Raw genomic sequence first — 26,712 nt, forward strand, 5'->3', positions numbered from 1 at the left:
GTATCTCTCGCATACCACGGCATAAGCGGCTCCATAAACGGGTTCTTATGCCTTAGTTGTAAGTGTCTACCATGTCCCCGAACAAGTGTTCACGATGTCCCCGGACCGTACACCCCAAAGGGGCGAGGGAGAAAACAGGTACGGTGAACGGAAGCTTAACCGAACCTTCATCATCGTCGATATTGACGCTCCCTTACAGCAAGTGGCCGTCAGGTTCTCAGCACTTTATCGCATTGGATATATCGTATATTTATATGCAAAGCGCAATTTTGACTTTGTGAATTGAGATAACTCACCTAACGTAAATACACAGAGAAAAGTCGATAAAAAACACAATTACAGGGTACACACATGCAAAAAAAAGTTCTGCCATTACTGCTGCTGGCTGCGCTGTCTGCGGCTTCCCACGCTGCCACACCGCCGGATACCCTGGTGGTAGCTCAAGGGCTGGACGACATCGTCAGCCTTGATCCGGCTGAGGCCAACGAACTCTCAAGTATTCAGACCGTGCCGAGCCTTTATCAGCGCCTGGTGCAGGCAGACCGCACGGACCCGGCCAAAGTCGTGCCGATTCTGGCGGCCAGTTGGCAAGGCGATGCGGCCAATAAGAAACTGACCATCAAGCTGCGCCCGGACGCTAAATTTGCCTCCGGCAACCCGCTGCGCCCGGAAGACGTGATCTTCTCCTACACCCGCGCGGTCACGCTGAACAAATCCCCGGCCTTTATCCTGAACGTACTGGGCTGGCAGCCGGACAACATCGCCAGCCAGTTGAAGAAAGTGGATGACCACACGCTGGAAGTGCACTGGACCGCGGACGTCAGCCCGGCGGTTGCGCTGAATATTCTTTCCACGCCTATCGCCTCTATCGTGGATGAAAAAGCGGTTGAGCCAAACGTGAAAGCCGGTGACTTCGGCAACGAATGGCTGAAAATGCACTCTGCCGGCAGCGGCCCGTTCAAAATGCGCGTTTATCAGCCACATCAGGCTATCGTGCTGGATGCCAACCCGACTTCTCCGGGCGATGCGCCAAAAGTGAAGAACATTATTATTAAAAACGTGCCCGATCCGGCCGCTCGCCGCCTGCTAATTCAGCAGGGTGACGCCGATATCGCCCGTGATTTGGGGTCTGACCAGACCAGCGCGCTGGAAGGCAAGCCGGGCGTGAAGGTGCTGAGCATTCCTTCAGCCGAGCAGAACTATTTAGTGTTTAACGTCGGCAACAACGCCAACCCGCTGCTGAAAAACCCGGCGCTGTGGGAAGCGGCTAGCTACCTGGTGGATTACCAGGGCATTACTAAAGATCTGCTGAAAGGCCAGTACTTCGTTCACCAAAGCTTCCTGCCGGTCGGCTTCGCGGGCGCGCTGGAAAATACCCCGTTCAAATTTGACCCGGCGAAAGCGAAAGAAATTCTGGCAAAAGCGGGCATCAAAGACGCACATTTCTCGCTGGATGTGGAAAACAAACCGCCGTTTATCACCATCGCTCAGTCCATGCAGGCAAGCTTTGCCCAGGGCGGCGTGAAGGTTGATCTGCTGCCAGCCGCCGGTAGCCAGGTGTATGCCCGCGTACGCGCGAAACAGCACCAGGCCGCCATTCGCCTGTGGATCCCGGATTACTTCGACGCCCACTCCAACGCCAGCGCCTTCGCCTATAACGACGGCAAAGCCAGCACCGTGGCCGGGCTGAACGGTTGGCAGATCCCGGAGCTGAATAAACAAACGCTGGCTGCCGTAGCAGAGGCCGATCCGGCCAAGCGCAAAGATCTCTATACCAAACTGCAGGAAGAGCTGCAGCGTAGCTCCCCGTACGTGTTTATTGACCAGGGTAAAACTCAGGTTGTGGTGCGAGATAACATCAAAGGCTACCAGCAGGGCCTGAATGCGGATATGGTGTATTACGATAACGTCACGAAATAACTGAACGGCCCCTCGCCCCGCCCTTTCCATCGTGAAAGAGGCCGGTCGGGGGGTTAATCACCATTAGCGCATAAAAGAGTTACCCATGTCCGAAGTCTCGCCTTCGTCGCAGCGCCTGCGGCGTCCGCTGCTCACCCTGCTTCAGGGAATATTTACCCTTGCTCTGACCCTGATTGGCCTGCTGCTGATTACCTTCGCGTTGTCTGCGCTGTCCCCGGTGGACAGAGTGCTGCAAATCGTCGGCGACCACGCCAGCCAGTCCACTTACGATCAGGTTCGCCACCAGTTGGGGCTGGACCAGTCGCTGCCCGTGCAGTTCTGGCATTATCTGGTCAATCTCGCCCACGGCGATTTAGGCATAGCCAGCTCAACCGGCCAGCCGGTGCTGCATGATTTGCTTTCAGCGTTCCCCGCCACCCTGGAACTCGCCACCCTGGCGCTTATCGTCGGCAGCGTACTTGGCGTACTTTTTGGTGTGCTTTGCGCCCGGTTCGCCGGTTCACCGCTGGATCTCGTGGTGCGCACTTTTACCCTGCTGGGCAACTCCGTGCCTATTTTCTGGCTGGGTCTGCTGATGCTGGCGCTCTTCTATGCTCGTCTGCAGTGGAGCGCCGGGCCTGGGCGGCTCGACGATATTTACCAGTACAGCGTCGAGGCCAAAACCGGCTTCGTGCTGATCGATACCTGGCTTTCCGGCGATAAAGGCGCGTTTCTCAACGCCATTAACCACCTGATTCTGCCGGTATTACTGCTGGCCTATTATTCTCTCGCCAGCATCACCCGCCTGACCCGCACGGCCTGCCTGAGCGAAATGAACAAAGAGTACATTACGCTCGCCCGCGCGAAGGGCGCAGGCGACATGGCGATTCTGGTGCACCATGTGTTGCCCAACATTCGCGGCACGCTGTTCACCGTGATCGCTCTGGCTTACACCAGCATGCTCGAAGGTGCGGTGCTGACGGAAACCGTCTTCTCCTGGCCGGGTATTGGCCGCTATCTCACCACCGCGCTGTTTGCCGGGGATACCACCGCCATCATGGGCGGTACGCTGCTGATCGGCGTGTCATTTGTGCTGATCAATAACCTGACCGACATACTGGTGCGCGCCACCGACCCGAGGATCCGCTGATGCCGTCTTCTCTTTTTCTGCGACGCATACTGCGCTCCCCGGCGGCCCTTGGCGGGCTGATTATCATTGCCGGGCTGGTGCTTATCGCGCTGTTTGCGCCGTGGCTGGCTCCGTTCGATCCCAACTGGCAGGATGCCGCCGCGCGCCTGCAGGCGCCCAACGCCCAACATCTGCTGGGCACCGACAGCTATGGCCGCGACCTGCTTTCTCGCCTGCTCTACGGCACTCGCCCGGCGCTGGGCCTGGTGCTGCTGGTGACCATTATTACCCTGCCGGTTGGGCTGCTGATTGGCATTCTGTCCGGCTATTACGGTGGCTGGCTGGAGCGTATCTTGATGCGCTTTACCGATGTAGTCATGTCGATGCCCCGCCTGATTTTGGCCTTTGCCTTTGTGGCAATGCTCGGCCCAGGACTGGTTAACGGCGCGCTGGCGCTGGCGTTGACCACCTGGCCCGCCTATGCCCGCCAGGCAAGAAGTGAAATACAGCGCCTGCGCCATAGCGATTATCTTGCGGCCGCAGAAATGATGGGCATCAAAGGCTTGCGGCTGCTGGTCGGCCATATTCTGCCGCTGTGTCTGCCTTCCGCCATTGTGCGCCTGGCGCTGGATCTGGCCGGGATTATTCTTGCCGCCGCCGGTCTGGGTTTCCTCGGCTTGGGCGCCCGCCCGCCGATGTCCGAATGGGGCGCGATGATTGCCGACGGAATGCAGGTCATTTTCGACCAATGGTGGATTGCCGCCATTCCGGGCACCGCCATTCTGCTGAGCAGCCTGGCGTTTAACCTGCTGGGCGATGGCCTGCGCGACGTGCTGGAGCCGCAACATGACTAACAGAATTACCGTTTCCGGGCTGAATATCGACTATCCCGGTAGCCGGGTAGTCAGCAACCTCTCCTTCACGCTGGGCAATGAACGCCTGGCGCTGGTCGGCGAATCCGGCTCAGGCAAATCCATGACGGCTCGCGCGCTGATGGGGCTGGTGCGTAAACCAGGCAAAGTGAGTGCAGAGCAGCTCAGCGTGATGGGGCACGACCTGCTCGACATGAATGCCCGGCGCTGGAACCAGCTGCGCGGCAGTGACATCGCCATGGTGCTGCAGGACCCGCGCTATGCGCTGAATCCGGTCAAAAGCGTGCAGCAGCAAATTGACGAAGCGCTACGATTGCACCAGAAGCTGTCCACTGCCGAACGCCGCGATCGCTGCCGCGAACTGGTGCAATCCGTTGGGTTGCCGGATGCGGTTCTGATGCGTTATCCCGGCGAACTGTCCGGCGGCATGGGCCAGCGCGTGATGATCGCCATTGCGCTCGCCAATAATCCCAAAGTGCTGATCGCGGACGAACCTACGTCGGCGCTCGACGCCCGCCTGCGCAACCAAATCCTTGAGCTGCTGGTAGCCCAGTGCGAACAGCGGCAAATGGCGCTGCTGTTGATCAGCCACGATCTGCCGCTGGTAGCGGAACACTGCCACCGTGTGCTGGTGATGTACCAGGGCCAAAAAGTCGATGAAATGGCGGCAAGCGAGCTGCCGCAGGCCACGCATCCTTACACGCGCACGCTCTGGACCTGCCGTCCCAATGCCGACACCTACGGGCAGATGCTACCGACGCTGAACCGCATCGAATTCCAGCCAGGAGAAACCTATGGCGATCGTTAAGGTTGATAATCTAAGCGTGCAGTTCGCCGCCAAAGGCGGGATCAAAACCGCCGTCGCCGGAGCCAGTTTCTCTCTTGAACAGGGCGAGACATTTAGCCTGATTGGCGCTTCCGGCTGCGGGAAATCTACCATCCTGCGCGTGCTGGCCGGGCTACAGCGTGACTGGAAGGGAGATGTGGAGCTAATGGGCAACCGCATTGCGGCAGGGAAACGCTTCCAGGGCGCGCTGCGTCGCGAAGTGCAGATGGTGTTTCAGGATCCGTATGCCTCACTGCACCCCAACCACACGATTTGGCGCACGCTGGCCGAGCCGCTGAAAATCCACGGTGAAAGCGAGATTGAAGCCCGAGTGGCGGAAGCATTAGAGCAGGTCGGCCTGCCGTCCGAGGCGGCAAAACGCTACCCGCACCAGCTTTCCGGCGGCCAGCGCCAGCGCGTGGCGATTGCCCGTGCGCTGCTGCTTCGCCCCAAAATTCTGCTGCTCGACGAACCCACTTCCGCGCTGGATATGTCGGTCCAGGCGGAGATCCTCAACCTGCTCAATCGTCTGAAGCAGCAGCACGGCATGACCTATCTGCTGGTCAGCCACGATGCCGACGTGATTGCGCATATGTCCGACCGGGCGGCGTTTATGGCCAACGGGGTGATTGAGCGCACCTTCGATAGTGCTGCGCTGGTAAACGGGGAACACAGGATGGCGAACGCGTAACGTATTATTCCAGCGTGACCATTTCTTCGTCAGACAAAGCCAGAATACAGCGATTGCGGCCCGTGTTTTTGCCGTAATACATGGCTTTGTCTGCCCGACCAATGGCGCTGTGCAGGGAGTCATTCGCACTGACGAGGGTTAGCCCCCCGGTTACCGTCACGCGGATTGCCTGGTCATCCACGCTGATGGGCTGGCTGGCTAAGTGCTGGCAAATGCGCTGCCCGGCCTGCTCTGCCTGCTCACGACTGGTCGCTTCCAGCAGCATAATAAACTCCTCGCCGCCAAAGCGATAAATGCGCTCTTCGTTACGCGTAGCCCCTTTAAGAATGGATGCGACGCTGCGCAACACATCATCTCCGGCGTTGTGTCCCCAGGTGTCATTGATCGTTTTAAAACGGTCAATATCCATGATCAGCAAATAAAGGTTGCGCTCCGCACGCTCGCAGCGAGAGCGTATCAGCGGAAATTCCTGATACATTAAATGGCGTAGCGGCAGGCCGGTTAACGCGTCGTACAAATTGCGGTAGGAAAAAAGGTATTCTTTATACTGATCGATACTGGAAATAAAATTTTGCTGCGCTTCATTGTAATGATTCAGCAATTCTTCACTAACCTGTTTGCCGATAATAGATAACATGAGTACCCGGGCGGCAGCGTGCATATCGGTGTGGTGCTTATCAATCAGCAGAATCAACTCCCGGTCCAGACTCCCCCCCTGCAAACGCTGCCCCAGCCAGCGGCTGAAACGACAATGCTGATGGGAATGCAGATCGTTGATTTCTTTATCGGGTTCACCTCCCAGCAGGCTGAGGCGCAGGCACTTATTTGCCCAGTTATAATGATCGCGGATGGCAATATTTAGCTCTGATAAAGAGCTGTCGATGTCCTTTATATTGATAGTCACGCTATGCACACCTTGTGTTTAACGGGTCAAGTTAATATCCACCACCTGATGATAACGAATATCGCGGGTTAATTTTCACGCCGAATCATAACTTAAACAAATCCTAAACGGCCAATCCATATTAAAAACTTTACGAATAAGGACATTTATTGTTATACGGTATTTCAGAATAAATAAGCATCTATTAACCATTAAGAAATGTTAAACAATAATAAGCCCGATCTTTATTTTCCTTTTTGAGCCATACGGAAACATGTCGCCCCAAAATGGTGCGAACCTCTTCTCAGCAAGGTCATGCTCACTCAATCGGCCCTCAGCATTAAAACACGCAAAATGTCATCTATTGTGATTAATTATTGCACAGATGTACTCCTGCGGGCGTTTATCCCGATTTCACCTACGGCGCGCTACCTGGCGCAATCCCTGCAATACTTATTTTGTGTATCGCGTGATACGCCACACCCAGGAGCACATTTTGAACAGGTTACCTTCCAGCGCCTCGGCCCTTGCCTGTACGGCGCACGCACTGAACATTATTGAAAAGAAGTCACTTAGCCATGAGGAGATGAAGGCGCTAAACCGGGAGGTGGTTGATAGCTTCCAGCAGCACGTTAATCCGGGTTTTCTTGAGTACCGCAAGTCCGTTACCGCCGGCGGGGATTACGGAGCCGTAGAGTGGCAAGCGAGCAGCCTGAATACGCTTGTCGACACCCAGGGCAAAGAGTATATCGATTGCCTGGGTGGGTTCGGCATCTTTAACGTGGGGCACCGTAATCCAGTCGTTGTTTCCGCCGTCCAGCATCAGCTTGAAAAGCAGCCCCTGCACAGCCAGGAATTGCTCGACCCTCTGAGGGCGATGCTCGCTAAAACGCTTGCCACACTGACTCCGGGTAAACTCAAATACAGCTTCTTTAGCAACAGCGGTACTGAGTCCGTGGAAGCCGCAATAAAACTGGCCAAAGCGTACCAGTCGCCACGAGGGAAATTTACCTTTATTGCTACCAGCGGCGCGTTCCACGGCAAGTCTCTGGGCGCACTTTCGGCCACGGCGAAATCCACTTTCCGCAAACCATTTATGCCGCTGCTGCCGGGATTCCGCCACGTGCCCTTTGGCAATATCGAGGCATTACGCACGCAGTTCAGCGAATGTCGTAAAACCGGTGATGATGTAGCCGCGCTGATCCTGGAGCCCATCCAGGGCGAAGGCGGGGTGATTCTGCCGCCGCCAGGCTATTTGCCTGCGGTGCGTCAACTTTGCGACGAGTACGGCGTGCTGCTGATTCTGGATGAAGTGCAAACCGGGATGGGCCGCACCGGCAGGATGTTTGCCTGCGAACACGAAAACGTGCAGCCGGACATTCTCTGCCTTGCCAAAGCGTTGGGCGGCGGCGTGATGCCGATTGGTGCCACGGTTGCGACAGAAGAGGTGTTTTCCGTGCTGTTTGATAACCCGTTCCTGCACACCACCACGTTTGGTGGCAACCCGCTGGCCTGCGCTGCGGCGCTGGCGACTATTCACTACCTGCTGGAAGAGAATCTGCCTGCTCAGGCGGCTCAGAAAGGGCAACTGTTGCTGGATGGCTTCCGGGCGCTGGCCCGTGAGTTCCCCGATCTGGTTGTTGAGGCACGAGGCCAGGGGCTGTTAATGGCGATTGAGTTCCGCGACAACGACATCGGCTACGAGTTTGCCAGCCAGATGTTCCGCCAGCAGGTGCTGGTGGCCGGGACGCTGAATAATGCCAAAACCATTCGGGTCGAACCGCCGCTAACGCTGACCATTGAGCAGTGCGAGCATGTGCTTGAGTGCGCGAAGCGCGCGCTTTACAGGCTGAGAGTGACGCAGGATGAGACGGCAGAGGCGCAGGAAAGCTGAGTGACCCTCACCCCAACAGGGAGAGGGAGTTTTTCCTATACCACCCACTTCCTTTGTTTTATTCCCTCTCCCCCATGGGGAGAGGGCCAGGGTGAGGGGCATTCCCTACGGCAGCAGCCCAATAAAACTCTGCTTCTTACGCGGCTCAGACATCATCTCATCCAGCTTCTCAACGCAGGCGAGATAGTGCGGGGTCTTCTTGTGCGCCAGCACCGCGGCCTCATCCTGATAGGCCTCGTAGATATAAAATCGCGTTGAAACCTCCGGGTCCTGCAGCACATCAAAGCGTAAATTACCGGGCTCTTTGATGGCGCCTTCGTGATTCGCCCGAAACACGTCCAGAAACTCGTCGACCCGCTCTGGCTTAATGTTGATCTCCACCAGCGTGACGTTCATGCCTTACCTCCCTGATGCTTCGCTTCAAGCCAGAACTGATAGGCCTCGCGGGCAGATGCTTTCTCGTGCACCACCTTCTTCACCGCCTGCAGCATCGCCAGGGGTGCTTCAGACTGGAAGATGTTGCGCCCCATATCCACACCGGATGCGCCCTGGTCTATCGCCTTAAAGCACATCTCCAGCGCCTCCTGCTCGGGCAGTTTTTTACCTCCGGCGATAACGATCGGCACTGGGCAGCTGGCGGCGACTTTCTCAAAACCGTCCTCAACGAAGTAGGTTTTTACAAACTGCGCCCCAAGCTCGGCGGCAATGCGGCTAGACAGCGAGAAGTAACGCGCGTCACGGGCCATTTCTTTGCCCACGCCGGTAACCGCCAGCGTAGGAATGCCGTAGCGCGTTCCCTCGTCCACCAGCTTGATGATGTTGTTGATCGACTGATGCTCATACTCGCTGCCGATATAAATTTGCGCGGCCACCGCACAGGCGTTGAGGCGTAATGCATCCTCCATCGTCACGGCGACGCTTTCGCGCGAGAGTTCGCTGAGGATCGAATTGCCGCCGGAGGCGCGCAGCACAACAGGTTTGTTGGTGGCAGGCGGGACCACGCTGCGCAGAATGCCGCGGGTACACATCAGCACGTCGGTTTCAGGGAACAGCGGCGCAATAGAGAGGTCAATACGCTCCAGGCCGGTTGTCGGCCCCTGAAAATAGCCGTGATCGAAAGCCAACATCACGGTGCGCCCGGTGCTGGGGTTAAAAATCCTCGCCAGCCGCGACTGCATGCCCCAGTCCAGCGCCCCGCTTCCCTTCAGGTAAAACGCCCGGTTCTCCTGCGGCTGGCCAATACCGAAGTCTTTTCCATATTTAATATCATCCAGATCTGCCATCAAGTTCTCTCCCGGATCCATCAGTGAATAAGAGATAGTGTTCAAAAACTTAGTCAGGGATCGCCCATCGCAACCGTGCAGCGATCACAAAATATCCAAATAGATCGGTCAAATCGCCCGCGATAGATAAGAGTTTATTTATTGAACGAGCGACGGAAGAGGTCTGTGAATGAGTTATCTACTTGCACTGGACGCCGGAACGGGCAGTATCCGCGCCGTGATCTTCGATACTTCTGGCCAGCAAATAGCCGTTGGCCAGGCCGAATGGAAGCACTTGAGCGTGACAGATGTGCCGGGATCGATGGAGTTCGATCTCGCCGTTAACTGGCAGCTGGCCTGCCGCTGCATCCGCGAGGCCCTGCACAACGCTAACCTCTCCTCTTCGGCGATAAGTGCCGTTGCCTGTTGCTCTATGCGGGAAGGGATTGTGCTGTACGATCGCCACGGCGAGCCAATCTGGGCCTGCGCAAACGTGGATGCTCGCGCCAGCCGCGAAGTCAGCGAGCTGAAAGAGATCCACGACTTCCAGTTTGAATCCGAGGTGTACCAGGTTTCAGGCCAGACGCTGGCGCTGAGCGCCATGCCCCGCCTGCTTTGGCTGGCACACCATCGCCCGGATATCTACCGCAAAGCCGCCACCATCACCATGATCAGCGACTGGCTGGCGGCCAAACTCTCCGGTGAGCTGGCGGTTGACCCCTCTAACGCCGGTACAACCGGGATGTTGGATCTATCGACCCGCGACTGGCGGCCTGCCCTGCTGGATATGGCCGGGCTGCGCGCCGACATACTTTCCCCGGTCAAAGAAACCGGCACCGTGCTGGGCGGCATAACCCCACAGGCGGCTGAAGAAAGCGGGTTGCTAAAAGGCACGCCGGTGGTGATGGGCGGCGGCGACGTCCAGCTTGGCTGCCTGGGGCTGGGCATTGTCCGGCCTGGGCAGACGGCGGTGCTGGGCGGCACATTCTGGCAGCAGGTGGTGAACCTGCCGGCCATCAAAACCGACCCCGACATGAACATCCGCATTAACCCGCACGTCATCCACAACATGGTGCAGGCGGAGTCCATTAGCTTCTTCACCGGCCTGACGATGCGCTGGTTCCGGGACGCCTTCTGCGCGGAAGAAAAGCTGCTGGCCGAGCGACTCGGCGTAGATACCTATGCGCTAATGGAAGAGATGGCGGGCCGGGTACCTGCGGGCTCCCACGGGGTGATGCCCATTTTCTCTGATGCCATGCATTTCAAGCAGTGGTACCACGCCGCACCGTCGTTCATTAACCTTTCCATCGACCCTGAGAAGTGCAACAAAGCGACGCTATTCCGCGCCCTAGAGGAGAACGCGGCGATTGTCTCCGCCTGTAATCTGGAGCAGATTTCCGGCTTTTCTGGCGTGAGGTTCGACTCGCTCGTCTTCGCCGGAGGGGGTTCAAAAGGCGCGCTGTGGAGCCAGATCCTGAGCGATGTCACCGGCCTGCCGGTGCGCGTGCCGGTGGTCAAAGAGGCCACGGCGCTGGGCTGCGCGATTGCCGCTGGCGTAGGCGCCGGGCTTTTTGATTCGCTACCCAGCACAGGTGAGCGTCTGGTGCAGTGGCAGCGAGAGTTCACGCCAAATCCGGCGCACCGCGAGCTTTACGACGAGATGAAGCGCAAATGGCAAAAAGTGTATGCCGACCAGTTAACGCTGGTGGACAGCGGCCTGACGACGTCGATGTGGCAGGCACCGGGGCTTGTACCGAGAGTGGCAGGATAATTTTCCCCTCACCCCGGCCCTCTCCCCAGAGGGGAGAGGGAGAATTAGTTAAGTGAGTGATTTTTTATCCCCTCTCCCTTCCAGGGAGAGGGCTAGGGTGAGGGTAAAAACACTTTGTATCACACTGTATCCACGACCCCGCCAGATACGCCGCCATGCAAAAAGGGCGGTTTGAAAAACACACCGCCTACAATCTCGTGATGTGATAACCGAACATTTTCTAATGGCTTTGGAGAAAACATCATGTTCAACAAACTGACCCTGTCTGCGCTGATTGCCCCTCTTTCTCTCTCGGTCGTCTTCGCCTGCCAGGCGGAAGCCGCGGGCTTTGATGCCGGACAAATAAAACAGATTAACGCGGGCGTGCTGAACGTCGGCTATGTCGATCTCGGCCCGAAAGACGGGCAGCCGGTAATTCTGCTGCACGGCTGGCCCTACGACATCAACAGCTTTGATACGGTAGCGCCTGAGCTGGCAAAGCAGGGCTACCGGGTTATCGTGCCAAATCTGCGCGGCTTCGGCAGCACCCGGTTCCTTTCCCCTTCCACTCCTCGTAATGGTGAACCGGCGGCGCTGGCTCAGGATACCGTTGCGCTAATGGATGCGTTGCATATCAAACAGGCCATTTTCGCTGGCTACGACTGGGGCGCACGCACGGCGGATATCGTAGCGGCGCTGCACCCTGAACGGGTGAAAGCGCTGGTGTCGGTCAGCGGCTATCTGATTAGTAGCCAGGAAGCAGGGAAAAAACCGCTGCCGCCGCAGGCCGAGCTGCAATGGTGGTATCAGTTCTATTTCGCGACTCCACGCGGCGCGGCAGGATATGAGAAAAACACCCATGACTTCGCCAGACTGATCTGGCAGCAGGCTTCGCCGGGCTGGAAGTTCAGCGATGAGACCTTTAACACCAGCGCCAAATCACTGGATAACCCGGACCACGTTGCGATTACCCTGAGCAACTATCGCTGGCGCCAGGGGCTGGAAAACGGCGAGCAGAAGTACGCGGCTGATGAGAAAAAACTGGCTGCGCTGCCGAATATCACCGTGCCAACCATCACCATTGAAGGCGACAACAACGGCGCACCACATCCTGCACCGGCGGCCTATGCGGCGAAATTTACCGGCAAATATGAACACCGAACCTTCAGTGGAAACATCGGCCATAACCCACCGCAAGAAGCGCCAGAGGCGTTTGTGAAGGCAGTGGTAGATGCCGGTAAGTTGTAGTAAAAAAAGAAAAACATAGCCGTTCACTGCCGGGCGGCTATGCTAGTTTTAGCCTTCACTTTTAGCGCCGGGAGCCCCAGGTGGAACATATCGATCATATTCTCGTGGTGGACGACGACCGCGATATTCGCGAGCTAATCGTTAGCTATCTGGAAAAATCCGGCTACCGGGCCAGCGGCGCGGCCAACGGCAAGGAGATGCGTTCCGTTCTGGATAAGCAGCACGTCGATTTAGTGGTGCTGGACGTGATGATGCCCGGCGACGACGGGCTGACGCTCTGCCGCCAGCTGCGCAGCGATAAGCACAAAGATCTGCCTATTTTAATGCTGACCGCCAGAAACGAAGACAGCGACCGGATCCTCGGCCTCGAAATGGGCGCGGACGACTACGTGGTAAAACCTTTTGTCGCCCGAGAACTGCTGGCGCGGATCAAGGCGATCCTTCGTCGCTTCCGCGCGTTACCCCCCAATTTGCAGGTGACCGAAGCGGGCAGGATCATCGCTTTTGGCGAGTGGCAGCTTGATACTTCGGCCCGGCATCTGATTGATTTACAAGGCACGATCGTTGCCCTGAGCGGGGCGGAATATCGCCTGCTGCGCGTGTTTTTGGATCACCCGCAGCGCGTTTTGACACGCGATCAGCTGCTGAACCTGACTCAAGGCCGCGATGCAGAGCTATTCGAGCGCTCGATCGATTTACTGGTCAGCCGCGTCCGCCAGCGCTTAAATGAGGATGCCCGCACCCCGGCCTACATCAAAACCGTGCGTAGCGAAGGCTATGTGCTTTCCGTTCCCGTGACGATCGTTGAGGCGCGAGAATGAGGCTTTGGCCCCGAACTCTGCTTTCCCGGCTGTTTCTCATCATTCTCGTCGGCCTGTTTCTGGCTAACGGCCTGACCCTGGCGCTAACCACGCTCGAGAGAATGAACAGCGCCCGCAGCGTGATGCTGGATAACCTGCAAAACAACGTTGCCACCAGCGTCGCGATCCTCGACAAGCTACCGGCCAATGAGCGACCGGCCTGGCTGGACCGGCTCGCCCGGGAAAATTATCACTACATTCTTGGGCCAGGGACACCGGGCAAACCACCCACCGACGAACGTTCTAAAGACGCTATTGCATCTCTGAACGAGGCGCTGGGCGAGCATTATCAGCTCGATTTCACCTCCATTCCCGGTATGCGCTCCCATATTCAGGCGCATTTGACGCTGGCCGACGGCTCGCCGCTGACCATCGACCTTACGCCGCGTATGCCGCCGATTGAAACCTGGCTGCCGGTGGTGATTGCCATCCAGCTTGTCCTGCTGGCGCTTTGCGCGTGGTTTGCCGTGCGCCAGGTGGTGTTGCCGTTTACCCGTTTTACCCGCGCCGTTGAAGCGCTGGAACCCGCCAGCTCAAGTCCCGTGGACATGCAGGAAAGCGGCCCGCTGGAAGTGGAACACGCGGCCAAAGCGTTTAACGCGATGCAGGCCAGAATCCAGGGGCACCTGAAAGAACGCACGCAAATTCTGGCCTCCATTTCGCATGACTTACAGACGCCGATTACCCGCATGAAGCTGCGCCTGGAAATGAGCGACGAGCCGGAACTGCGCGACAAACTAATGCAGGATCTGGACAACATGACGCATCTCGTCCGCGAGGGCATCGCTTATGCAAGGTCGTCGGAAAGTCTGGAAGAGGCTCCCCAGCGGATTGAGTTGAGGGCGTTTGTGGACAGCATTGCCTGCGATTATCAGGACGTTGGCAAAGCCGTGACGTTTGCCGCGCCGGAAGTGTCACTCCAGCTTTCGACCCGCCCCCAGGCGCTGCGCCGTATTCTGACCAACCTGCTGGATAATGCGCTGAAGTTCGGCACCGCCGCTGAAGTCAGCCTGACGGCGGGAGCCAGCCAGGTCACGCTGGCAGTGTGCGATAACGGGCCGGGGATCCCCGAGGAGGAGCTGGACGCCGTGTTGCAGCCTTTTTACCGCGTGGAAAGTTCCAGAAATCGCGACACCGGCGGCACCGGGCTTGGGCTGGCGATAGCCGCCCAGCTTGTCGGCCAGTTAGGGGGGAAATTAACGCTGACTAACCGGCCACAGGGCGGTTTGCAGGCCTGCATCACGCTGCCTGTAGCCTGATTGTATCGCTCTGTATGCCGCCGAGTCGCCGACAAACAAACTGACAATCAGGACGGTTTTCCCACACATCACGAACACATCAGGCGGGTTAAATACCCCGAAATCATCCTGTAACCGTGAGGTGTGTTATGCCCGTTCTGATTGCCTTTCTTGGCGGTATGCTCAGTTTATTAAGCCCCTGTACGCTGCCCGTTATTCCTTTGCTTTTCGCTGCATTTCGCGGCAAAAATAGCCAAATCATCGCCCTGCTTGCCGGCATGGTGGCCATGTTCACCGCCGTAGCTTTGCTGGTCGGCGCTGCCGGAGAGTGGATCGTGCGCGCCACGCTGGCTGGCCGCTGGGTAGCGCTGGGGATGCTGGCGCTTGCCGCGCTCACGCTCATCTTCCCCGCGCTTGCCGAACGGCTGATGCGCCCGGCGGTGCAGGTGGGGAATGCCATCAACAACCAAAGCTACCGCACTCGCGGCACGCTGTCGGCTTTTCTGGCCGGACTGGCGGTGGGGCTGCTTTGGTCGCCCTGCGCGGGGCCGATTTTGGGGGCCATTCTCGGCCTCGGCTTGTCCGGCTCTTCGGCTGTCACCACCGGCCTGCTGCTGGCGGCCTACGGCAGCGGCTGCGCGCTGATGCTGGCGCTGCTGTGGTTCTGCGGTCACCGGCTGCTGGCTCGCCTGCGTGAAAAAATGGCACTGATGGCCCAGCTTCGTCGCGCGGCTGGCGTGGCTATGCTTGCCACGGTGGCGTTTATCGCCTCCGGCACCACGGCGGTGCTGCAAAACGCTAACGGTTTCGGCGCGAAGCTGGAGCAGCGCCTGCTGGCCTTCTCCCCCGCCGCCACGCCAGCGCCTAAGCTGCAGCCTATTGTGGATCCCGCGCCCACCAGTGCAATGCCGCCGCTTTCCGGGGGAACCGCATGGATCAATAGCCCGCCGCTGACGCCAGAGGCGCTGAAAGGCAAAGTCGTGCTGATCGATTTTTGGACCTTCGATTGCATTAACTGCCAGCACGCGCTGCCGCACGTCCGGGAATGGGCCAACAAGTATAAAGATCAGGGCCTGGTGGTGATTGGCGTGCATACGCCGGAGTACCCGTGGGAGAAAGATCTGGATTCGGTGAAAAAGGCAGTAGCCAAGTGGCAGCTGCCGTACCCGGTCGTCACCGACAATAACTACCAGATCTGGAATGCCTTCGGAAACCAGTACTGGCCAGCGCATTATTACTTCGACGCTCGCGGACAGCTGCGCAATGTCTCTTTCGGCGAGGGGAATTACGAGCAGCAGGAGCAGGTTATTCAGAAGCTGCTGAAGGAGGCTCGCGCCTGATTTTGCTTTCGGGGAGGCGGGAATATGACTCTCATCACATTCGCCGCACTCCCCTTTTCCCTTTTGCCCTGCGACGGCTAAATTAGAACTCATCCGACCACATAACAATAATGTTACAAATTGGGATTTATTATGAGCTACTCGTCGCTGCTTGCCCCGCTGGATCTTGGCTTCACCACTTTGAAAAACCGCGTGCTGATGGGCTCGATGCACACCGGGCTGGAAGAGCTGCCGGACGGCGCTGAGCGCCTTGCCGCTTTCTATGCCGAGCGCGCCCGGCACGGCGTGGCGCTGATTGTCACCGGCGGGATCGCCCCGTCGGCCTCCGGGGTGACCGTTGCCCACGGCGCGGTGCTGAACGACAAAAGCCAGCTGGCGCATCACCAGATTGTGACCGGGGCGGTGCACCGCGAAGGCGGCAAAATTGCCCTGCAGATCCTGCACACCGGGCGCTACAGCTACCAGCCTAAGCTGGTCGCTCCGTCGGCCATTCAGGCGCCGATCAACCCGTTTAAACCTCATGAGCTCAGCCACGAAGAAGTGTTAACGCTGATTGAGGACTTTGCCCACTGCGCCAGCCTGGCGCGTGAAGCCGGGTATGACGGCGTGGAGATCATGGGCTCGGAAGGCTACCTGATTAACCAGTTTTTGGCCGCCCGCACCAACCAGCGCGACGATGAATGGGGCGGAGACTACGAACGCAGAATGCGTTTTGCCGTTGAAGTCGTGCGTACTGTGAGAGAACGCGTTGGCAAAGAATTTATTATTATTTACCGCCTGTCGCTGCTCGACCTCGTCGAAGGCGGCGGCAACTTTGAGCAGGCCGTCACCCTTGCCAAAGCGATAGAAAAAGCGGGTGCGACGCTGATTAATACCGGTATCGGCTGGCACGAAGCCCGTATTCCTACCATCGCGACCTCCGTGCCACGCGGCGCTTTTAGCTGGGTAACCAAAAAACTGAGAGGCCATGTCGCGCTGCCGCTGGTGACCACCAACCGAATCAACACCCCGGAAACCGCCGAGCAGATCCTGGCCGACGGCGATGCGGATATGGTGTCGATGGCGCGCCCTTTCCTGGCTGACGCCGAGTTTGTTTCTAAGGCCGCTGCGAATCGCGCCGATGAAATCAATACCTGCATCGGCTGCAATCAGGCCTGTCTGGATCAGATCTTCGTGGGTAAAGTCACCTCTTGCCTCGTCAACCCGCGCGCCTGCCATGAAACCAAAATGCCGGTTGTGCCTGTTTCACAACCGAAGCGCCTTGCGGTGGTAGGTGCTGGCCCCGCCGGACTGGCCTTTGCGGTCAACGCCGCCGGGCGCGGCCATAGCGTCACGCTGTTTGACGCTGCGGCGGAGATTGGCGGGCAGTTTAATATCGCCAAACAGATCCCCGGCAAAGAGGAGTTTTTCGAAACGCTGCGCTACTACCGCCGAAAGCTGGCCCTCACCGGCGTGGACGTTCGCCTGAATCAGTACGTTACCCCGGAGATGCTGTCCGACTATGACGAAGTTATTCTGGCCTGCGGGATTGAGCCGCGCCTGCCGGGAATTGACGGCATCGGGCATCCGAAGGTGCTGAGCTATGTCGATGTGCTGCGCGACAAAGCGCCGGTGGGCAAACGCGTAGCGGTGATTGGTGCGGGCGGCATCGGGTTTGATACTTCGATGTACCTGAGCCAGGAAGGGGCATCCACCAGCCAAAGCATCGCCGAGTTCTGCGTGGAATGGGGGATTGATACCAGCCTGCAAACGTCAGGCGGCCTGCGCCCGGAAGGGCCTCATCTGCACAAAAGCCCGCGCAGTATCTTCCTGCTGCAGCGTAAAACCAGCAAACCGGGCGAAGGCCTGGGCAAAACGACGGGCTGGATCCACCGCACTACGCTTGCCGCGCGAGGCGTGAAAATGCTGGCTGGCGTGAGCTACGAGCGTATTGACGATGCCGGGCTGCATATCACCGTCGGCGGGGAGCCACAGCTGTTGGAAGTGGATAACGTGATTATTTGTGCCGGGCAGAATCCGCGCCGCGAGCTGGCTGAGCCTTTACAGGCGATGGGTAAAGCCGTGCATTTAATTGGCGGGGCCGATGTGGCAATGGAGCTGGATGCCCGGCGCGCAATTGCGCAGGGCACCCGTTTAGCGCTGGAGATTTAGCGGCGACGACCTAACTTCACCGCTTTCAGCACCACGAACTTGTTGTTCGTTGCCACCGTGGTGCAGTTGCCGAAGATCTTCTTCAGCTTGCGGAAGTAGTCGAGGTGGCGGTTGGCCACAATGTACAGCTCGCCGTTGATTTTCAGGCAGCGGCGAGCATGGTGGAACATTTCCCACGCGATCTGATCCGTCAGGGCATGCTGCTGGTGGAACGGCGGGTTGCACAGTACGGCGTTAAAGCGGAAAGGCTCCACGCCGGACAGCGCGTTGTTGATCATAAACTCACAGCGGTCGATATCGCCCGGCAGGTTGGTTTCAACGTTCAGGCGCGCGGAAGCCACCGCCATCGGCGATTCATCCACAAACACCACCTGCGCCAGCGGTTTTTTCTCCAGCAGGGTCAGGCCAATCACGCCGTTACCGCAGCCCAGATCGACAATCTCGCCTTCCAGGTCCGACGGCAAACTTTCGAGGAAGAAACGCGCGCCGATATCCAGCCCGGTGCGGGAGAAGACGTTGGCGTGGTTGTGAATCGTCCACTCGGTGCCCTCCAGCTTCCAGCTCAGCGTTTCCGGCACATCTGCCAGCTCTGGTTGGGTGAAGGTCGGGTTAATCAGACGCGCTTTTTTCCACGCCAGCGTGGTCGTGGTTGGCCCTAAAATTTTTTCAAACAGCTCCAGCGTGGAGTTGTGAATGTCCCGCGCTTTCGCACCCGCAATAATGCGGGTTTCCGGCGTCACGACTTTGCGCAGCGCACGCAGCTGCTGCTCAAGCAGGGCCAGCGTCTTAGGAATTTTAATCAGCACCAGCCCCGGCGCCTGCGGGTAAGCCGCGGTGCTGTCGAGGAAGGTGACGCTGTTTTCCGGGATGTCGTTCTCGCGCAGGTTTTCCCGCGTGGCCAGTTCGCTTAAGTACGAGTCGCCAATGCTGTAAGGCTTGTGTTCAGCCAGCACGCAGGCCAGCGCGCCGAACGTGTCGTTAAAAACAAGAACGGGGCCGACTGGCTCAAGTTCGTCTACCTGCTGCAACAGGTAGTCATCTGCCGCTTCCCACGCCTGCAGCGGGTTTACGTCGTCCGTTTCCGGAAAACGCTTCAGCGTCAGTGAACGAAAACCGTTGTCTAATTGGCTCATCGGCCCTCCTGGATGGTAAAGTTTGGTGATATCCCCATAGCGGGGGCGAGAGTATACCTTTTTTTCCTTCAACCTGAGACAAGCATGAGCGAACTGATTTATTTAAGCGGCTATCCGGAGCATTTGCTCTCGCAGGTGCGCACCCTGATTAGCGAGCAGCGCCTCGGCGCGGTGCTGGAAAAACGCTACCCGCAGGGGCACAACATCGCGACCGATAAAGCGCTTTATGCTTACACTCAGGAGTTGAAAAGCCAGTTTCTGCGCAATGCGCCCCCGATAAATAAAGTCGCCTATGACAACAAGATCCACGTGCTGAACAACGCGCTGGGGCTGCATACCGCGATTTCCCGCGTGCAGGGCAACAAATTAAAAGCTAAGGCGGAAATTCGCGTGGCGACCGTATTTCGCTCCGCCCCTGAAGCTTTTTTACGCATGATTGTGGTTCACGAACTGGCGCATCTTAAGGAGAAGGATCACAACAAAGCTTTTTACTCCTTGTGCTGTCATATGGAACCGCAGTATCACCAGTTAGAATTCGATACACGACTTTGGCTTACCCAGCTGGCGCTGAGCGGCGCGGCTTGATAAAGCCCCGATTTATTGACTATCGACTTCCGGAGAACGCCCCCGTTTATGATACGTTTCGCTGTGATTGGAACCAACTGGATCACCCGCCAGTTCGTAGATGCCGCCCATGAGAGCGGCAAATTTAAGCTGACTGCGGTGTACTCCCGCAGCCTCGAACAGGCGCAAAGCTTCGCCAACGATTACCCGGTGGAGCATCTGTTTACTTCGCTGGATGAGCTGGCGCAGAGCGATGCAATCGACGCGGTGTATATCGCCAGCCCTAACTCGCTGCACGGCCCGCAGAGCCTGCTGTTCCTGAGCCACAAAAAACACGTTATTTGCGAGAAGCCGCTGGCGTCTAATCTGGCCGAAGTTGAAGCGGCCATCGCCTGCGCCCGCGAAAATCAGGTGGTGCTGTTCGAGGCGTTTAAAACCGCCAGCCTGCCGAACTTTATTGCCCTGCAGCAGGCACTGCCGAAGGTGGGGAAAATTCGCAAGGTGCTGCTCAACTACTGCCAGTACTCTTCCCGCTACCAGCGCTACCTCGACGGTGAAAACCCGAACACCTTTAATCCGGCATTTTCTAACGGCTCGATCATGGACATCGGTTTCTACGTGCTGGCCTCAGCGGCGGCATTGTGGGGCGAGCCGCAAGCCGTTCACGCCACCTCTTCCCTGCTGGACAGCGGCGTAGACGCACACGGCACCGTGCAGCTGAACTACGGTGATTTTGACGTTACCCTGCTGCATTCCAAAGTGAGCGACTCGACGATCCCAAGCGAAATTCAGGGCGAAGCCGGATCGCTGGTGATCGAAAAAATCTCTGAATGCCAGCGGGTGACGTTTATCCCGCGCGGCGGCAAACCGCAGGATCTGAGCCTGCCGCAGCATATCAACACCATGCTTTACGAAGCGGAGACGTTCGCGCGCCTGGTGGAAGAGAATGAGGTTAATCACGCCGGACTGGTAACATCGCGCATTACGTCGGCACTGGCGACCGAGATTCGCCGCCAGACCGGGGTGAAGTTCCCGGCGGACGACGTGGACCAGCAGGCCACGGCGTAAAGTATTTCATATAAAAGTGGGTATCAAATATTGACCAAAGCCATGGCTTGTCATATTTTGTTACCTGCAAAGGGGAGTAACTTCATTGCCGGTTAATCGTCATTACGATGCGCAAGCATCCGGTTGCCGGGCGACGTGAAAACGTCGTAAGTGAGACCTTGCCGGAAGGCGAGATCCCTGTTGCAAGCGAAAGCGGCTGGCGTCTTCTGATGTTGGCCGTTTTTGTTTTCAAGGAATCTTATTATGCATACTGTCGGTACTCCGCTGCTCTGGGGCAGCTTCGCCGTCGTGGTCGCCATCATGCTGGCGATCGATCTGCTGGTTCAGGGCCGTCGTGGCTCGCACACCATGTCGATGAAACAGGCGGCCGTCTGGTCGCTGGTCTGGGTTTCACTTTCCCTGCTGTTTAACCTCGCTTTCTGGTGGTATCTCAGCGGCACCGCTGGCCGTGAAGTCGCCGATACTCAGGCGCTGGCCTTCCTCACCGGTTATCTGATTGAAAAAGCGCTGGCGGTCGATAACGTCTTCGTCTGGCTGATGCTGTTCAGCTACTTTGCCGTGCCTGCTGCGCTGCAGCGGCGTGTGCTGGTATACGGCGTGCTGGGCGCAATAATCCTCAGGACCATCATGATCTTCGGCGGCAGCTGGCTGATTACCCAGTTCGAATGGCTGCTGTATGTGTTCGGCGCTTTCCTGCTCTTCACCGGTGTGAAAATGGCGCTGGCAAAAGAGGACGATAGCGGCATCGGCGATAAACCGCTGGTTCGCTGGCTGCGCAGTCATCTGCGCATGACGGACAAAATTGAGAACGAGCGCTTCTTCGTGCGCCAGAACGGCCTCCTGTACGCCACTCCCCTGCTGCTGGTGCTGATTCTGGTCGAGCTGAGCGACGTGATTTTCGCGGTAGATAGCATTCCGGCGATTTTCGCGGTCACCACCGACCCGTTTATCGTGCTGACATCTAACCTGTTCGCGATCCTCGGCCTGCGCGCCATGTACTTCCTGCTGGCGGGCGTGGCAGAGCGTTTCTCGATGCTGAAATATGGCCTGTCGGTGATCCTGGTGTTTATCGGTATCAAGATGCTGATCGTTGATTTCTACCATATTCCTGTCGCCGTTTCGCTCGGCGTAGTGGGTGGGATTCTGGCGGGAACGCTGATTATCAATGCGTGGGTCAACCACCGTAACGACCAAAAGACGCCGGTCAAATAGACCAGCTTCTCATCACAAATTAAGGGGCGTAATGCCCCTTTTTCATTCTGGCAATCCGCTATCGCATCAAACTGCTGAATATGTGACGCACATGTTAATAATTAGTTGCAAAATCTAACGCTGAGCGCAATTCCAGCTTGAAATGCTTTTTCCCTCACCGCTTTTCCTTATACTCACCGGGCAAACACATTTTCTTACAACCGCACAGACGTAGCGCACTACGCACGCGGCACAGCACGACATCACTGAAACACAGGAAGGTATTCATGAGTTCGCAAGCTTCTGGACTACTGCAGCGCTTTGCCCGCGGCAGCCTCGTAAAACAAATTCTCGTTGGCCTGGTGCTGGGTATTCTGCTCGCGCTGGTCTCAAAACCTGCCGCTATCGCAACCGGCCTGCTCGGCACGCTGTTCGTCGGCGCATTGAAAGCCGTGGCGCCGGTGCTGGTGCTCACGCTGGTGATGGCTTCCATCGCGAATCATCAGCAGGGCCAAAAAACCAATATTCGCCCTATCCTGGTGCTCTATTTACTGGGCACCTTCTCCGCCGCGCTGACCGCCGTTGTCGTTAGCTTTATGTTCCCCTCCACGCTCCATCTGACCAGCAGCGCCACGGACATTACGCCGCCATCCGGGATCGTCGAGGTGGTTCACGGTTTACTGATGAGCGTGATTGCCAACCCGATACACGCCCTGCTGAACGCTAACTACATCGGTATTCTGGTGTGGGCGGTCGGCCTGGGATTTGCGCTGCGCCACGGAAACGAAACGACCAAAAATCTGGTGAACGACCTGTCTGACGCGGTGACGTTTATCGTGAAGGTGGTGATCCGCTTCGCCCCTATTGGGATCTTTGGCCTGGTCGCCTCCACGCTTGCCACCACCGGTTTCTCCACGCTCTGGAGCTATGCCCAGCTACTGCTGGTGCTGATGGGCTGTATGTTTGGCGTGGCGCTGATCATCAACCCGCTGCTGGTGTTTATGACCACTCGCCGTAACCCGTATCCGCTGGTGCTGGCCTGCCTGCGCGAAAGCGGGGTGACCGCGTTCTTTACCCGCAGCTCGGCGGCGAATATTCCGGTTAACATGAACATGTGCCAGAAGATGAACCTGGATCGCGATACTTATTCGGTGTCGATTCCTCTGGGGGCAACGATCAATATGGCCGGGGCGGCCATCACGATTACGGTGCTGACGCTGGCGGCAGTGCATACGCTGGGCGTGCCTGTGGATCTACCGACCGCGCTGCTGCTGAGCGTGGTGGCTTCACTTTGCGCCTGTGGGGCTTCCGGCGTGGCGGGCGGTTCGCTGCTGCTGATCCCACTGGCCTGCGGCATGTTTGGCATACCGAACGAGATTGCCATGCAGGTGGTGGCGGTCGGCTTTATCATCGGCGTATTGCAGGATTCCTGCGAAACCGCGTTGAACTCTTCTACCGACGTTATCTTTACTGCCGCCGTTTGCCAGGCAGAAGATGCTCGTCTGGCGAAGGCAGATTTGTTACGCGGCTAATATCAACGAGCCATGCTGGGTGTTCGGCACTGACTTAAACCGCAGCATCGCTTCTGGTTTTCCCCTCACCCTAACCCTCTCCCTACAAGGGAGAGGGGATAGATTGTGGACTGCTCTACCCTATTAGAGGGGATAGATTGCGGACTGCTCTACCCTATTAAGTGTTTTTCTCCTCACCGCTGGGGAGAAGGCACTCATAGCGTGACGCCGCTTTTAAACAGCGCCAGCTCGCGAAAATCATTTTTCTCGTTGCAGGTTGGCGCGCCGTTCACTTTCTCAACTATCGTCTCAATAAACTGCGCCAGCAGCTCGGGCATCGTGCTGCCATGCAGCAGCCTGCCTGCGTCAAAGTCTATCCAGTGCGGTTTTTTCGCGGCCAGTTCGCTGTTAGTGGCGATTTTTAGCGTCGGCACAAAGCCGCCGTAGGGCGTCCCTCGCCCGGTACTGAACAACACCATATGGCAGCCAGCTCCCGCCAGCGCGCTGGTGGCGACCGCGTCGTTACCCGGCGCACTCAGCAAGTTTAAGCCAGCCTGTTTTAGCCTTTCTCCATAGCGAAGAACATCGACCACCTGGCTTTCACCGGCTTTTTGCGTACAGCCGAGGGATTTCTCCTCAAGCGTGGTGATCCCGCCCGCTTTATTCCCCGGCGACGGATTCTCGTAGATGGGCTGCTGGTGTGCAATGAAGTAGCGTTTGAAGTCGTTGACCATCGCCACGGTTTTCTCAAACGTGGCTTCGTCCCGGCAATGGCTCATCAACAGCCGTTCCGCGCCGAACATTTCCGGCACTTCCGTCAGTACCGTGGTGCCACCGTTCGCCACCATATAGTCCGAGAACCGGCCCAGCATCGGGTTGGCGGTAATACCGGAGAGGCCGTCCGAACCGCCGCATTCCAGCCCGAATTTCAGCTCGCTCAGTTTACCCGGTTCGCGCCTGTCGTGGCGCATGACCTCATACAAAGCGTGGAGATGCTCCAGCCCCGCTTCAACCTCATCGTCCTGCTGCTGAAGCGCCATGAAATGAACGCGTTCTGGGTCGTATTCACCTAAGGTTTCGCGGAAAGCAGCGATCTGATTGTTCTCGCAGCCCAGCCCCACCACCAGCACCGCGCCCGCGTTTGGGTGATGCACCATGTTTTGCAGCATGGTGCGGGTGTTGAGATGGTCGTCCCCCAGTTGGGAGCAGCCAAACTGATGGCTGAACAGCCAGGCACCGTCGATATCCGGGGCGTTATTGGTTTCCTGCAGGAAACGGCTCAGCATCTGGCGAGCCATGCCGTTCACGCAGCCAACAGTCGGCAGGATCCATAGCTCGTTACGAACGCCGACCGCGCCGTTGCTGCGGCGATAGATGTTGACGTTCCGGTCGCCAAAAGGCTCCGCCGCTGGCACGACTTCCGGCTGATAGCGGTATTCATCGACGTCATTAAGGTTGGTGCGCAGGTTATGGGAATGCAGATGCTCACCTGCGGCGACATGGCAAAGTGCGTGACCAATAGGCAAGCCGTACTTCACGACGTTTGCCCCTTCGGCAATTGGCTGGAGCGCAAACTTATGGCCGCGCGCGATCGGCTGGCGCAGCCTGAAAGCTTCCGGCGGAGTACCTATCTCTTCGCCTTCCGGCAGGTCCACCAACGCGACAGCAACGTTATCCAGCGCATGGATCCTGATATATCGCATCGCGGCCTCAGTTCAGCTCAATGGCAAAGTAGTCGCGGGCGTTGTTGAAACAGATGTTTTTCACCATCTCCCCCAGCAGCGGCATATCTTCAGGCACTTCCCCCGCCTGGACCCAGTGGCCAAGCATGCGGCACAGAATACGGCGGAAGTATTCGTGGCGCGTGTAGGAGAGGAAACTGCGGCTGTCGGTTAGCATACCAACGAAGCGACTCAGCAGCCCAAGCTGGGCAAGCTGGGTCATCTGCCGCTCCATGCCGTCTTTCTGATCGTTAAACCACCAGCCGGAGCCGAACTGCATTTTGCCTGGCATCCCTTCTCCCTGGAAGTTACCGACCATCGTGCCAATCACCTCGTTATCCCGAGGATTGAGGCAGTAGAGAATAGTTTTCGGCAGCAGGTTTTCTTCATTTTGCTTACTTAACAGTTTCGACAGCGGCTCGGCCAGCGGGCGATCGTTTATCGAATCAAAGCCTACATCCGGCCCCAGCAGGCGGAACTGCCGCTGGTTATTGTTGCGCAGCGCGCCGATATGGTACTGCTGCACCCAGCCGCGACGGGCGTATTCCGTGCCAAGCCAGGCCAGCACCGCCGTTTTAAATTGCGCGACTTCGGTGTCGTTAACCGCGCCGCCAGCCAGACGACGGGCAAGAATAGCATCCAGCGTAGCTTCATCCGCTTCGGCAAAGACCACCACGTCCAGCGCGTGATCGGCGACCTTACAGCCGTGGGCAGCAAAATGATCGAGTCTTTTGCTCAGCGCCGCCTGGAGGTCGCTAAAGCGACGAATATCGGTGTCGGACACGGCGGCCAGCGTCGAAATGTAGCCGGTAAATGTCGCCTGTTCGATATTAAAGGCTTTGTCCGGCCGCCAGCTCGGCAGCACTTTGATGTCGAAGCTGCCATCTTTGGCCACGGCGGCGTGGTGCGCCAGAGAATCCACCGGATCGTCAGTGGTGCCGACCATTTTCACGTTCATCTGCTGCATGATGCCTCTGGCGGTGAACGAATCCTGCTCCAGCAAAGCGTTACACTGCTGCCAGATGTCTTCCGCCGTTGCCGGCGAGAGCAGTTTGCCGGTAATACCAAACGGGCGGCGCAGCTCCAGATGCGTCCAGTGATAGAGCGGATTGCCGAGTGTATGCGGCACGGTGGCAGCCCAGGCATCAAACTTTTCGCGGTCGCTGGCATCGCCGGTACACAGCCGCTCAGCCACGCCGTTAGTTCGCATTGCTCGCCACTTGTAGTGATCCCCTTTCAGCCAGATGTCATACAGGTTTTTAAAGCGATAGTTGTCCGCTATTTGCTGCGGCGGCAGGTGGCAGTGGTAATCAAAAATGGGCTGCGATTTCGCGTAGTCATGGTACAAGCGGCGGGCGAATTCAGTATCAAGAAGAAAGTCTTCAGTCATAAAGGGGGTCATAAGAGATATCCTCTGCAGATAACGGTGCTATGCATTCGCATCATGATGGCACGAAGTTATCACACCAATTTCCCTGCAA

General features: G+C 57.6%; 22 protein-coding genes. 16 read left to right on the forward strand and 6 right to left on the reverse strand.

The window, feature by feature from the left end; all coding sequences use genetic code 11:
• Positions 1–351 precede the first annotated feature (351 nt).
• The 5 genes from WFN87_RS17960 (at position 352) to WFN87_RS17980 (ending at position 5,417) form a co-directional block, all read left to right on the forward strand.
• Positions 352–1,920, forward strand: coding sequence for an ABC transporter substrate-binding protein (locus WFN87_RS17960; protein WP_336983492.1), 1,569 nt, complete (start codon positions 352–354; stop codon positions 1,918–1,920).
• 85 nt (positions 1,921–2,005) lie between these two features.
• A complete protein-coding gene (locus WFN87_RS17965) occupies positions 2,006–3,049 on the forward strand; it encodes an ABC transporter permease (RefSeq protein WP_336983493.1) in 1,044 nt (347 codons plus the stop codon).
• A complete protein-coding gene (locus tag WFN87_RS17970) occupies positions 3,049–3,882 on the forward strand; it encodes an ABC transporter permease (protein ID WP_336983494.1) in 834 nt (277 codons plus the stop codon). Before WFN87_RS17965 ends, WFN87_RS17970 begins: the two co-directional genes overlap by 1 nt.
• Positions 3,875–4,708 (forward strand): ABC transporter ATP-binding protein, encoded by an 834-nt coding sequence (locus tag WFN87_RS17975; protein ID WP_336983495.1) that lies wholly within the window; start codon positions 3,875–3,877, stop codon positions 4,706–4,708. The genes WFN87_RS17970 and WFN87_RS17975 overlap by 8 nt, the downstream gene beginning before the upstream one ends.
• Entirely contained in the window at positions 4,695–5,417 is a 723-nt protein-coding gene (locus tag WFN87_RS17980; RefSeq protein ID WP_336983496.1) for an ABC transporter ATP-binding protein, read from the forward strand. The genes WFN87_RS17975 and WFN87_RS17980 overlap by 14 nt, the downstream gene beginning before the upstream one ends.
• A gap of 4 nt (positions 5,418–5,421) precedes the next feature.
• Here the strand turns inward: WFN87_RS17980 and WFN87_RS17985 are convergent, their stop codons facing one another.
• Positions 5,422–6,321, reverse strand: coding sequence for a diguanylate cyclase (locus WFN87_RS17985; protein WP_336983497.1), 900 nt, complete (start codon positions 6,319–6,321; stop codon positions 5,422–5,424).
• Positions 6,322–6,796: 475 nt separating this feature from the next.
• Between WFN87_RS17985 and ygjG the strand changes: the two genes are divergently transcribed.
• Positions 6,797–8,194: a putrescine aminotransferase gene (ygjG, locus tag WFN87_RS17990; protein ID WP_205246436.1), complete on the forward strand. Its 1,398-nt coding sequence runs from the start codon at positions 6,797–6,799 to the stop codon at positions 8,192–8,194.
• Positions 8,195–8,299: 105 nt separating this feature from the next.
• Here ygjG and lsrG read toward each other — a convergent pair whose 3' ends face one another.
• Both lsrG and lsrF read right to left on the reverse strand, forming a co-directional pair.
• Complete coding sequence (lsrG, locus tag WFN87_RS17995; RefSeq protein ID WP_008460496.1) at positions 8,300–8,590, reverse strand: (4S)-4-hydroxy-5-phosphonooxypentane-2,3-dione isomerase; 291 nt, start codon at positions 8,588–8,590, stop codon at positions 8,300–8,302.
• Positions 8,587–9,477 carry a 3-hydroxy-5-phosphonooxypentane-2,4-dione thiolase gene (gene lsrF, locus WFN87_RS18000; protein WP_336983498.1) on the reverse strand — a complete coding sequence of 297 codons (891 nt, stop codon included), beginning with the start codon at positions 9,475–9,477 and terminating at the stop codon, positions 8,587–8,589. The genes lsrG and lsrF overlap by 4 nt, the downstream gene beginning before the upstream one ends.
• Before the next feature lie 169 nt (positions 9,478–9,646).
• Between lsrF and lsrK the strand changes: the two genes are divergently transcribed.
• From lsrK to WFN87_RS18030, 6 genes are all read left to right on the forward strand, one after another.
• Positions 9,647–11,227, forward strand: coding sequence for an autoinducer-2 kinase (lsrK, locus tag WFN87_RS18005; protein WP_336983499.1), 1,581 nt, complete (start codon positions 9,647–9,649; stop codon positions 11,225–11,227).
• A gap of 243 nt (positions 11,228–11,470) precedes the next feature.
• Positions 11,471–12,454 carry an alpha/beta fold hydrolase gene (locus tag WFN87_RS18010; protein ID WP_008460493.1) on the forward strand — a complete coding sequence of 328 codons (984 nt, stop codon included), beginning with the start codon at positions 11,471–11,473 and terminating at the stop codon, positions 12,452–12,454.
• 80 nt (positions 12,455–12,534) lie between these two features.
• Entirely contained in the window at positions 12,535–13,275 is a 741-nt protein-coding gene (locus WFN87_RS18015) for a response regulator (protein WP_008460492.1), read from the forward strand.
• Positions 13,272–14,573 (forward strand): sensor histidine kinase, encoded by a 1,302-nt coding sequence (locus WFN87_RS18020; RefSeq protein WP_336983500.1) that lies wholly within the window; start codon positions 13,272–13,274, stop codon positions 14,571–14,573. Before WFN87_RS18015 ends, WFN87_RS18020 begins: the two co-directional genes overlap by 4 nt.
• Positions 14,574–14,701: 128 nt before the next feature.
• The gene (locus WFN87_RS18025) at positions 14,702–15,892 is read left to right on the forward strand and encodes a cytochrome c biogenesis protein DipZ (protein WP_336983501.1); all 1,191 of its coding nucleotides are present in this window, start codon (positions 14,702–14,704) and stop codon (positions 15,890–15,892) included.
• A 132-nt stretch (positions 15,893–16,024) separates the two neighbouring features.
• Complete coding sequence (locus WFN87_RS18030) at positions 16,025–18,043, forward strand: NADPH-dependent 2,4-dienoyl-CoA reductase (RefSeq protein ID WP_336983502.1); 2,019 nt, start codon at positions 16,025–16,027, stop codon at positions 18,041–18,043.
• On the opposite strand, the gene rlmG is transcribed toward WFN87_RS18030, so the two are convergent.
• Entirely contained in the window at positions 18,040–19,176 is a 1,137-nt protein-coding gene (gene rlmG / locus WFN87_RS18035) for a 23S rRNA (guanine(1835)-N(2))-methyltransferase RlmG (protein ID WP_336983503.1), read from the reverse strand. The genes WFN87_RS18030 and rlmG overlap by 4 nt on opposite strands.
• A gap of 84 nt (positions 19,177–19,260) precedes the next feature.
• Here rlmG and WFN87_RS18040 point away from each other — a divergent pair, with 84 nt between their 5' ends.
• From WFN87_RS18040 to sstT, 4 genes are all read left to right on the forward strand, one after another.
• A complete protein-coding gene (locus tag WFN87_RS18040; protein ID WP_008460485.1) occupies positions 19,261–19,761 on the forward strand; it encodes a M48 metallopeptidase family protein in 501 nt (166 codons plus the stop codon).
• A gap of 48 nt (positions 19,762–19,809) precedes the next feature.
• A complete protein-coding gene (locus WFN87_RS18045; RefSeq protein ID WP_336983504.1) occupies positions 19,810–20,808 on the forward strand; it encodes a Gfo/Idh/MocA family protein in 999 nt (332 codons plus the stop codon).
• A gap of 243 nt (positions 20,809–21,051) precedes the next feature.
• Positions 21,052–22,020, forward strand: a complete 969-nt coding sequence (locus WFN87_RS18050) for a TerC/Alx family metal homeostasis membrane protein (protein ID WP_166993367.1) — start codon at positions 21,052–21,054, stop codon at positions 22,018–22,020.
• Positions 22,021–22,286: 266 nt separating this feature from the next.
• The gene (gene sstT / locus WFN87_RS18055) at positions 22,287–23,531 is read left to right on the forward strand and encodes a serine/threonine transporter SstT (protein WP_166993365.1); all 1,245 of its coding nucleotides are present in this window, start codon (positions 22,287–22,289) and stop codon (positions 23,529–23,531) included.
• A gap of 194 nt (positions 23,532–23,725) precedes the next feature.
• Here sstT and WFN87_RS18060 read toward each other — a convergent pair whose 3' ends face one another.
• Complete coding sequence (locus WFN87_RS18060; protein ID WP_166877170.1) at positions 23,726–25,213, reverse strand: UxaA family hydrolase; 1,488 nt, start codon at positions 25,211–25,213, stop codon at positions 23,726–23,728.
• A 7-nt stretch (positions 25,214–25,220) separates the two neighbouring features.
• Positions 25,221–26,633 (reverse strand): glucuronate isomerase, encoded by a 1,413-nt coding sequence (gene uxaC, locus WFN87_RS18065; protein WP_166993363.1) that lies wholly within the window; start codon positions 26,631–26,633, stop codon positions 25,221–25,223.
• Positions 26,634–26,712 lie beyond the last annotated feature (79 nt).

Origin of the sequence: Cedecea sp. AS113 (genome assembly GCF_037152415.1) — a bacterium.
Taxonomy (GTDB): domain Bacteria; phylum Pseudomonadota; class Gammaproteobacteria; order Enterobacterales; family Enterobacteriaceae; genus Cedecea.

Bases quoted from the DNA above. Each gene is read 5' to 3' on its own strand.
- lsrF (WP_336983498.1), bottom strand. From the start codon at position 9,477: ATGGCAGATCTGGATGATATTAAATATGGAAAAGACTTCGGTATTGGC.
- WFN87_RS18025 (WP_336983501.1), top strand. From the start codon at position 14,702: ATGCCCGTTCTGATTGCCTTTCTTGGCGGTATGCTCAGTTTATTAAGC.
- WFN87_RS18060 (WP_166877170.1), bottom strand. From the start codon at position 25,213: ATGCGATATATCAGGATCCATGCGCTGGATAACGTTGCTGTCGCGTTG.
- WFN87_RS17980 (WP_336983496.1), top strand. From the start codon at position 4,695: ATGGCGATCGTTAAGGTTGATAATCTAAGCGTGCAGTTCGCCGCCAAA.
- uxaC (WP_166993363.1), bottom strand. From the start codon at position 26,633: ATGACCCCCTTTATGACTGAAGACTTTCTTCTTGATACTGAATTCGCC.
- WFN87_RS18020 (WP_336983500.1), top strand. From the start codon at position 13,272: ATGAGGCTTTGGCCCCGAACTCTGCTTTCCCGGCTGTTTCTCATCATT.
- WFN87_RS18010 (WP_008460493.1), top strand. From the start codon at position 11,471: ATGTTCAACAAACTGACCCTGTCTGCGCTGATTGCCCCTCTTTCTCTC.
- sstT (WP_166993365.1), top strand. From the start codon at position 22,287: ATGAGTTCGCAAGCTTCTGGACTACTGCAGCGCTTTGCCCGCGGCAGC.
- WFN87_RS17970 (WP_336983494.1), top strand. From the start codon at position 3,049: ATGCCGTCTTCTCTTTTTCTGCGACGCATACTGCGCTCCCCGGCGGCC.
- WFN87_RS17975 (WP_336983495.1), top strand. From the start codon at position 3,875: ATGACTAACAGAATTACCGTTTCCGGGCTGAATATCGACTATCCCGGT.
- WFN87_RS17965 (WP_336983493.1), top strand. From the start codon at position 2,006: ATGTCCGAAGTCTCGCCTTCGTCGCAGCGCCTGCGGCGTCCGCTGCTC.
- lsrK (WP_336983499.1), top strand. From the start codon at position 9,647: ATGAGTTATCTACTTGCACTGGACGCCGGAACGGGCAGTATCCGCGCC.
- WFN87_RS18050 (WP_166993367.1), top strand. From the start codon at position 21,052: ATGCATACTGTCGGTACTCCGCTGCTCTGGGGCAGCTTCGCCGTCGTG.
- WFN87_RS18045 (WP_336983504.1), top strand. From the start codon at position 19,810: ATGATACGTTTCGCTGTGATTGGAACCAACTGGATCACCCGCCAGTTC.
- WFN87_RS18040 (WP_008460485.1), top strand. From the start codon at position 19,261: ATGAGCGAACTGATTTATTTAAGCGGCTATCCGGAGCATTTGCTCTCG.
- WFN87_RS18030 (WP_336983502.1), top strand. From the start codon at position 16,025: ATGAGCTACTCGTCGCTGCTTGCCCCGCTGGATCTTGGCTTCACCACT.
- WFN87_RS17960 (WP_336983492.1), top strand. From the start codon at position 352: ATGCAAAAAAAAGTTCTGCCATTACTGCTGCTGGCTGCGCTGTCTGCG.
- lsrG (WP_008460496.1), bottom strand. From the start codon at position 8,590: ATGAACGTCACGCTGGTGGAGATCAACATTAAGCCAGAGCGGGTCGAC.
- rlmG (WP_336983503.1), bottom strand. From the start codon at position 19,176: ATGAGCCAATTAGACAACGGTTTTCGTTCACTGACGCTGAAGCGTTTT.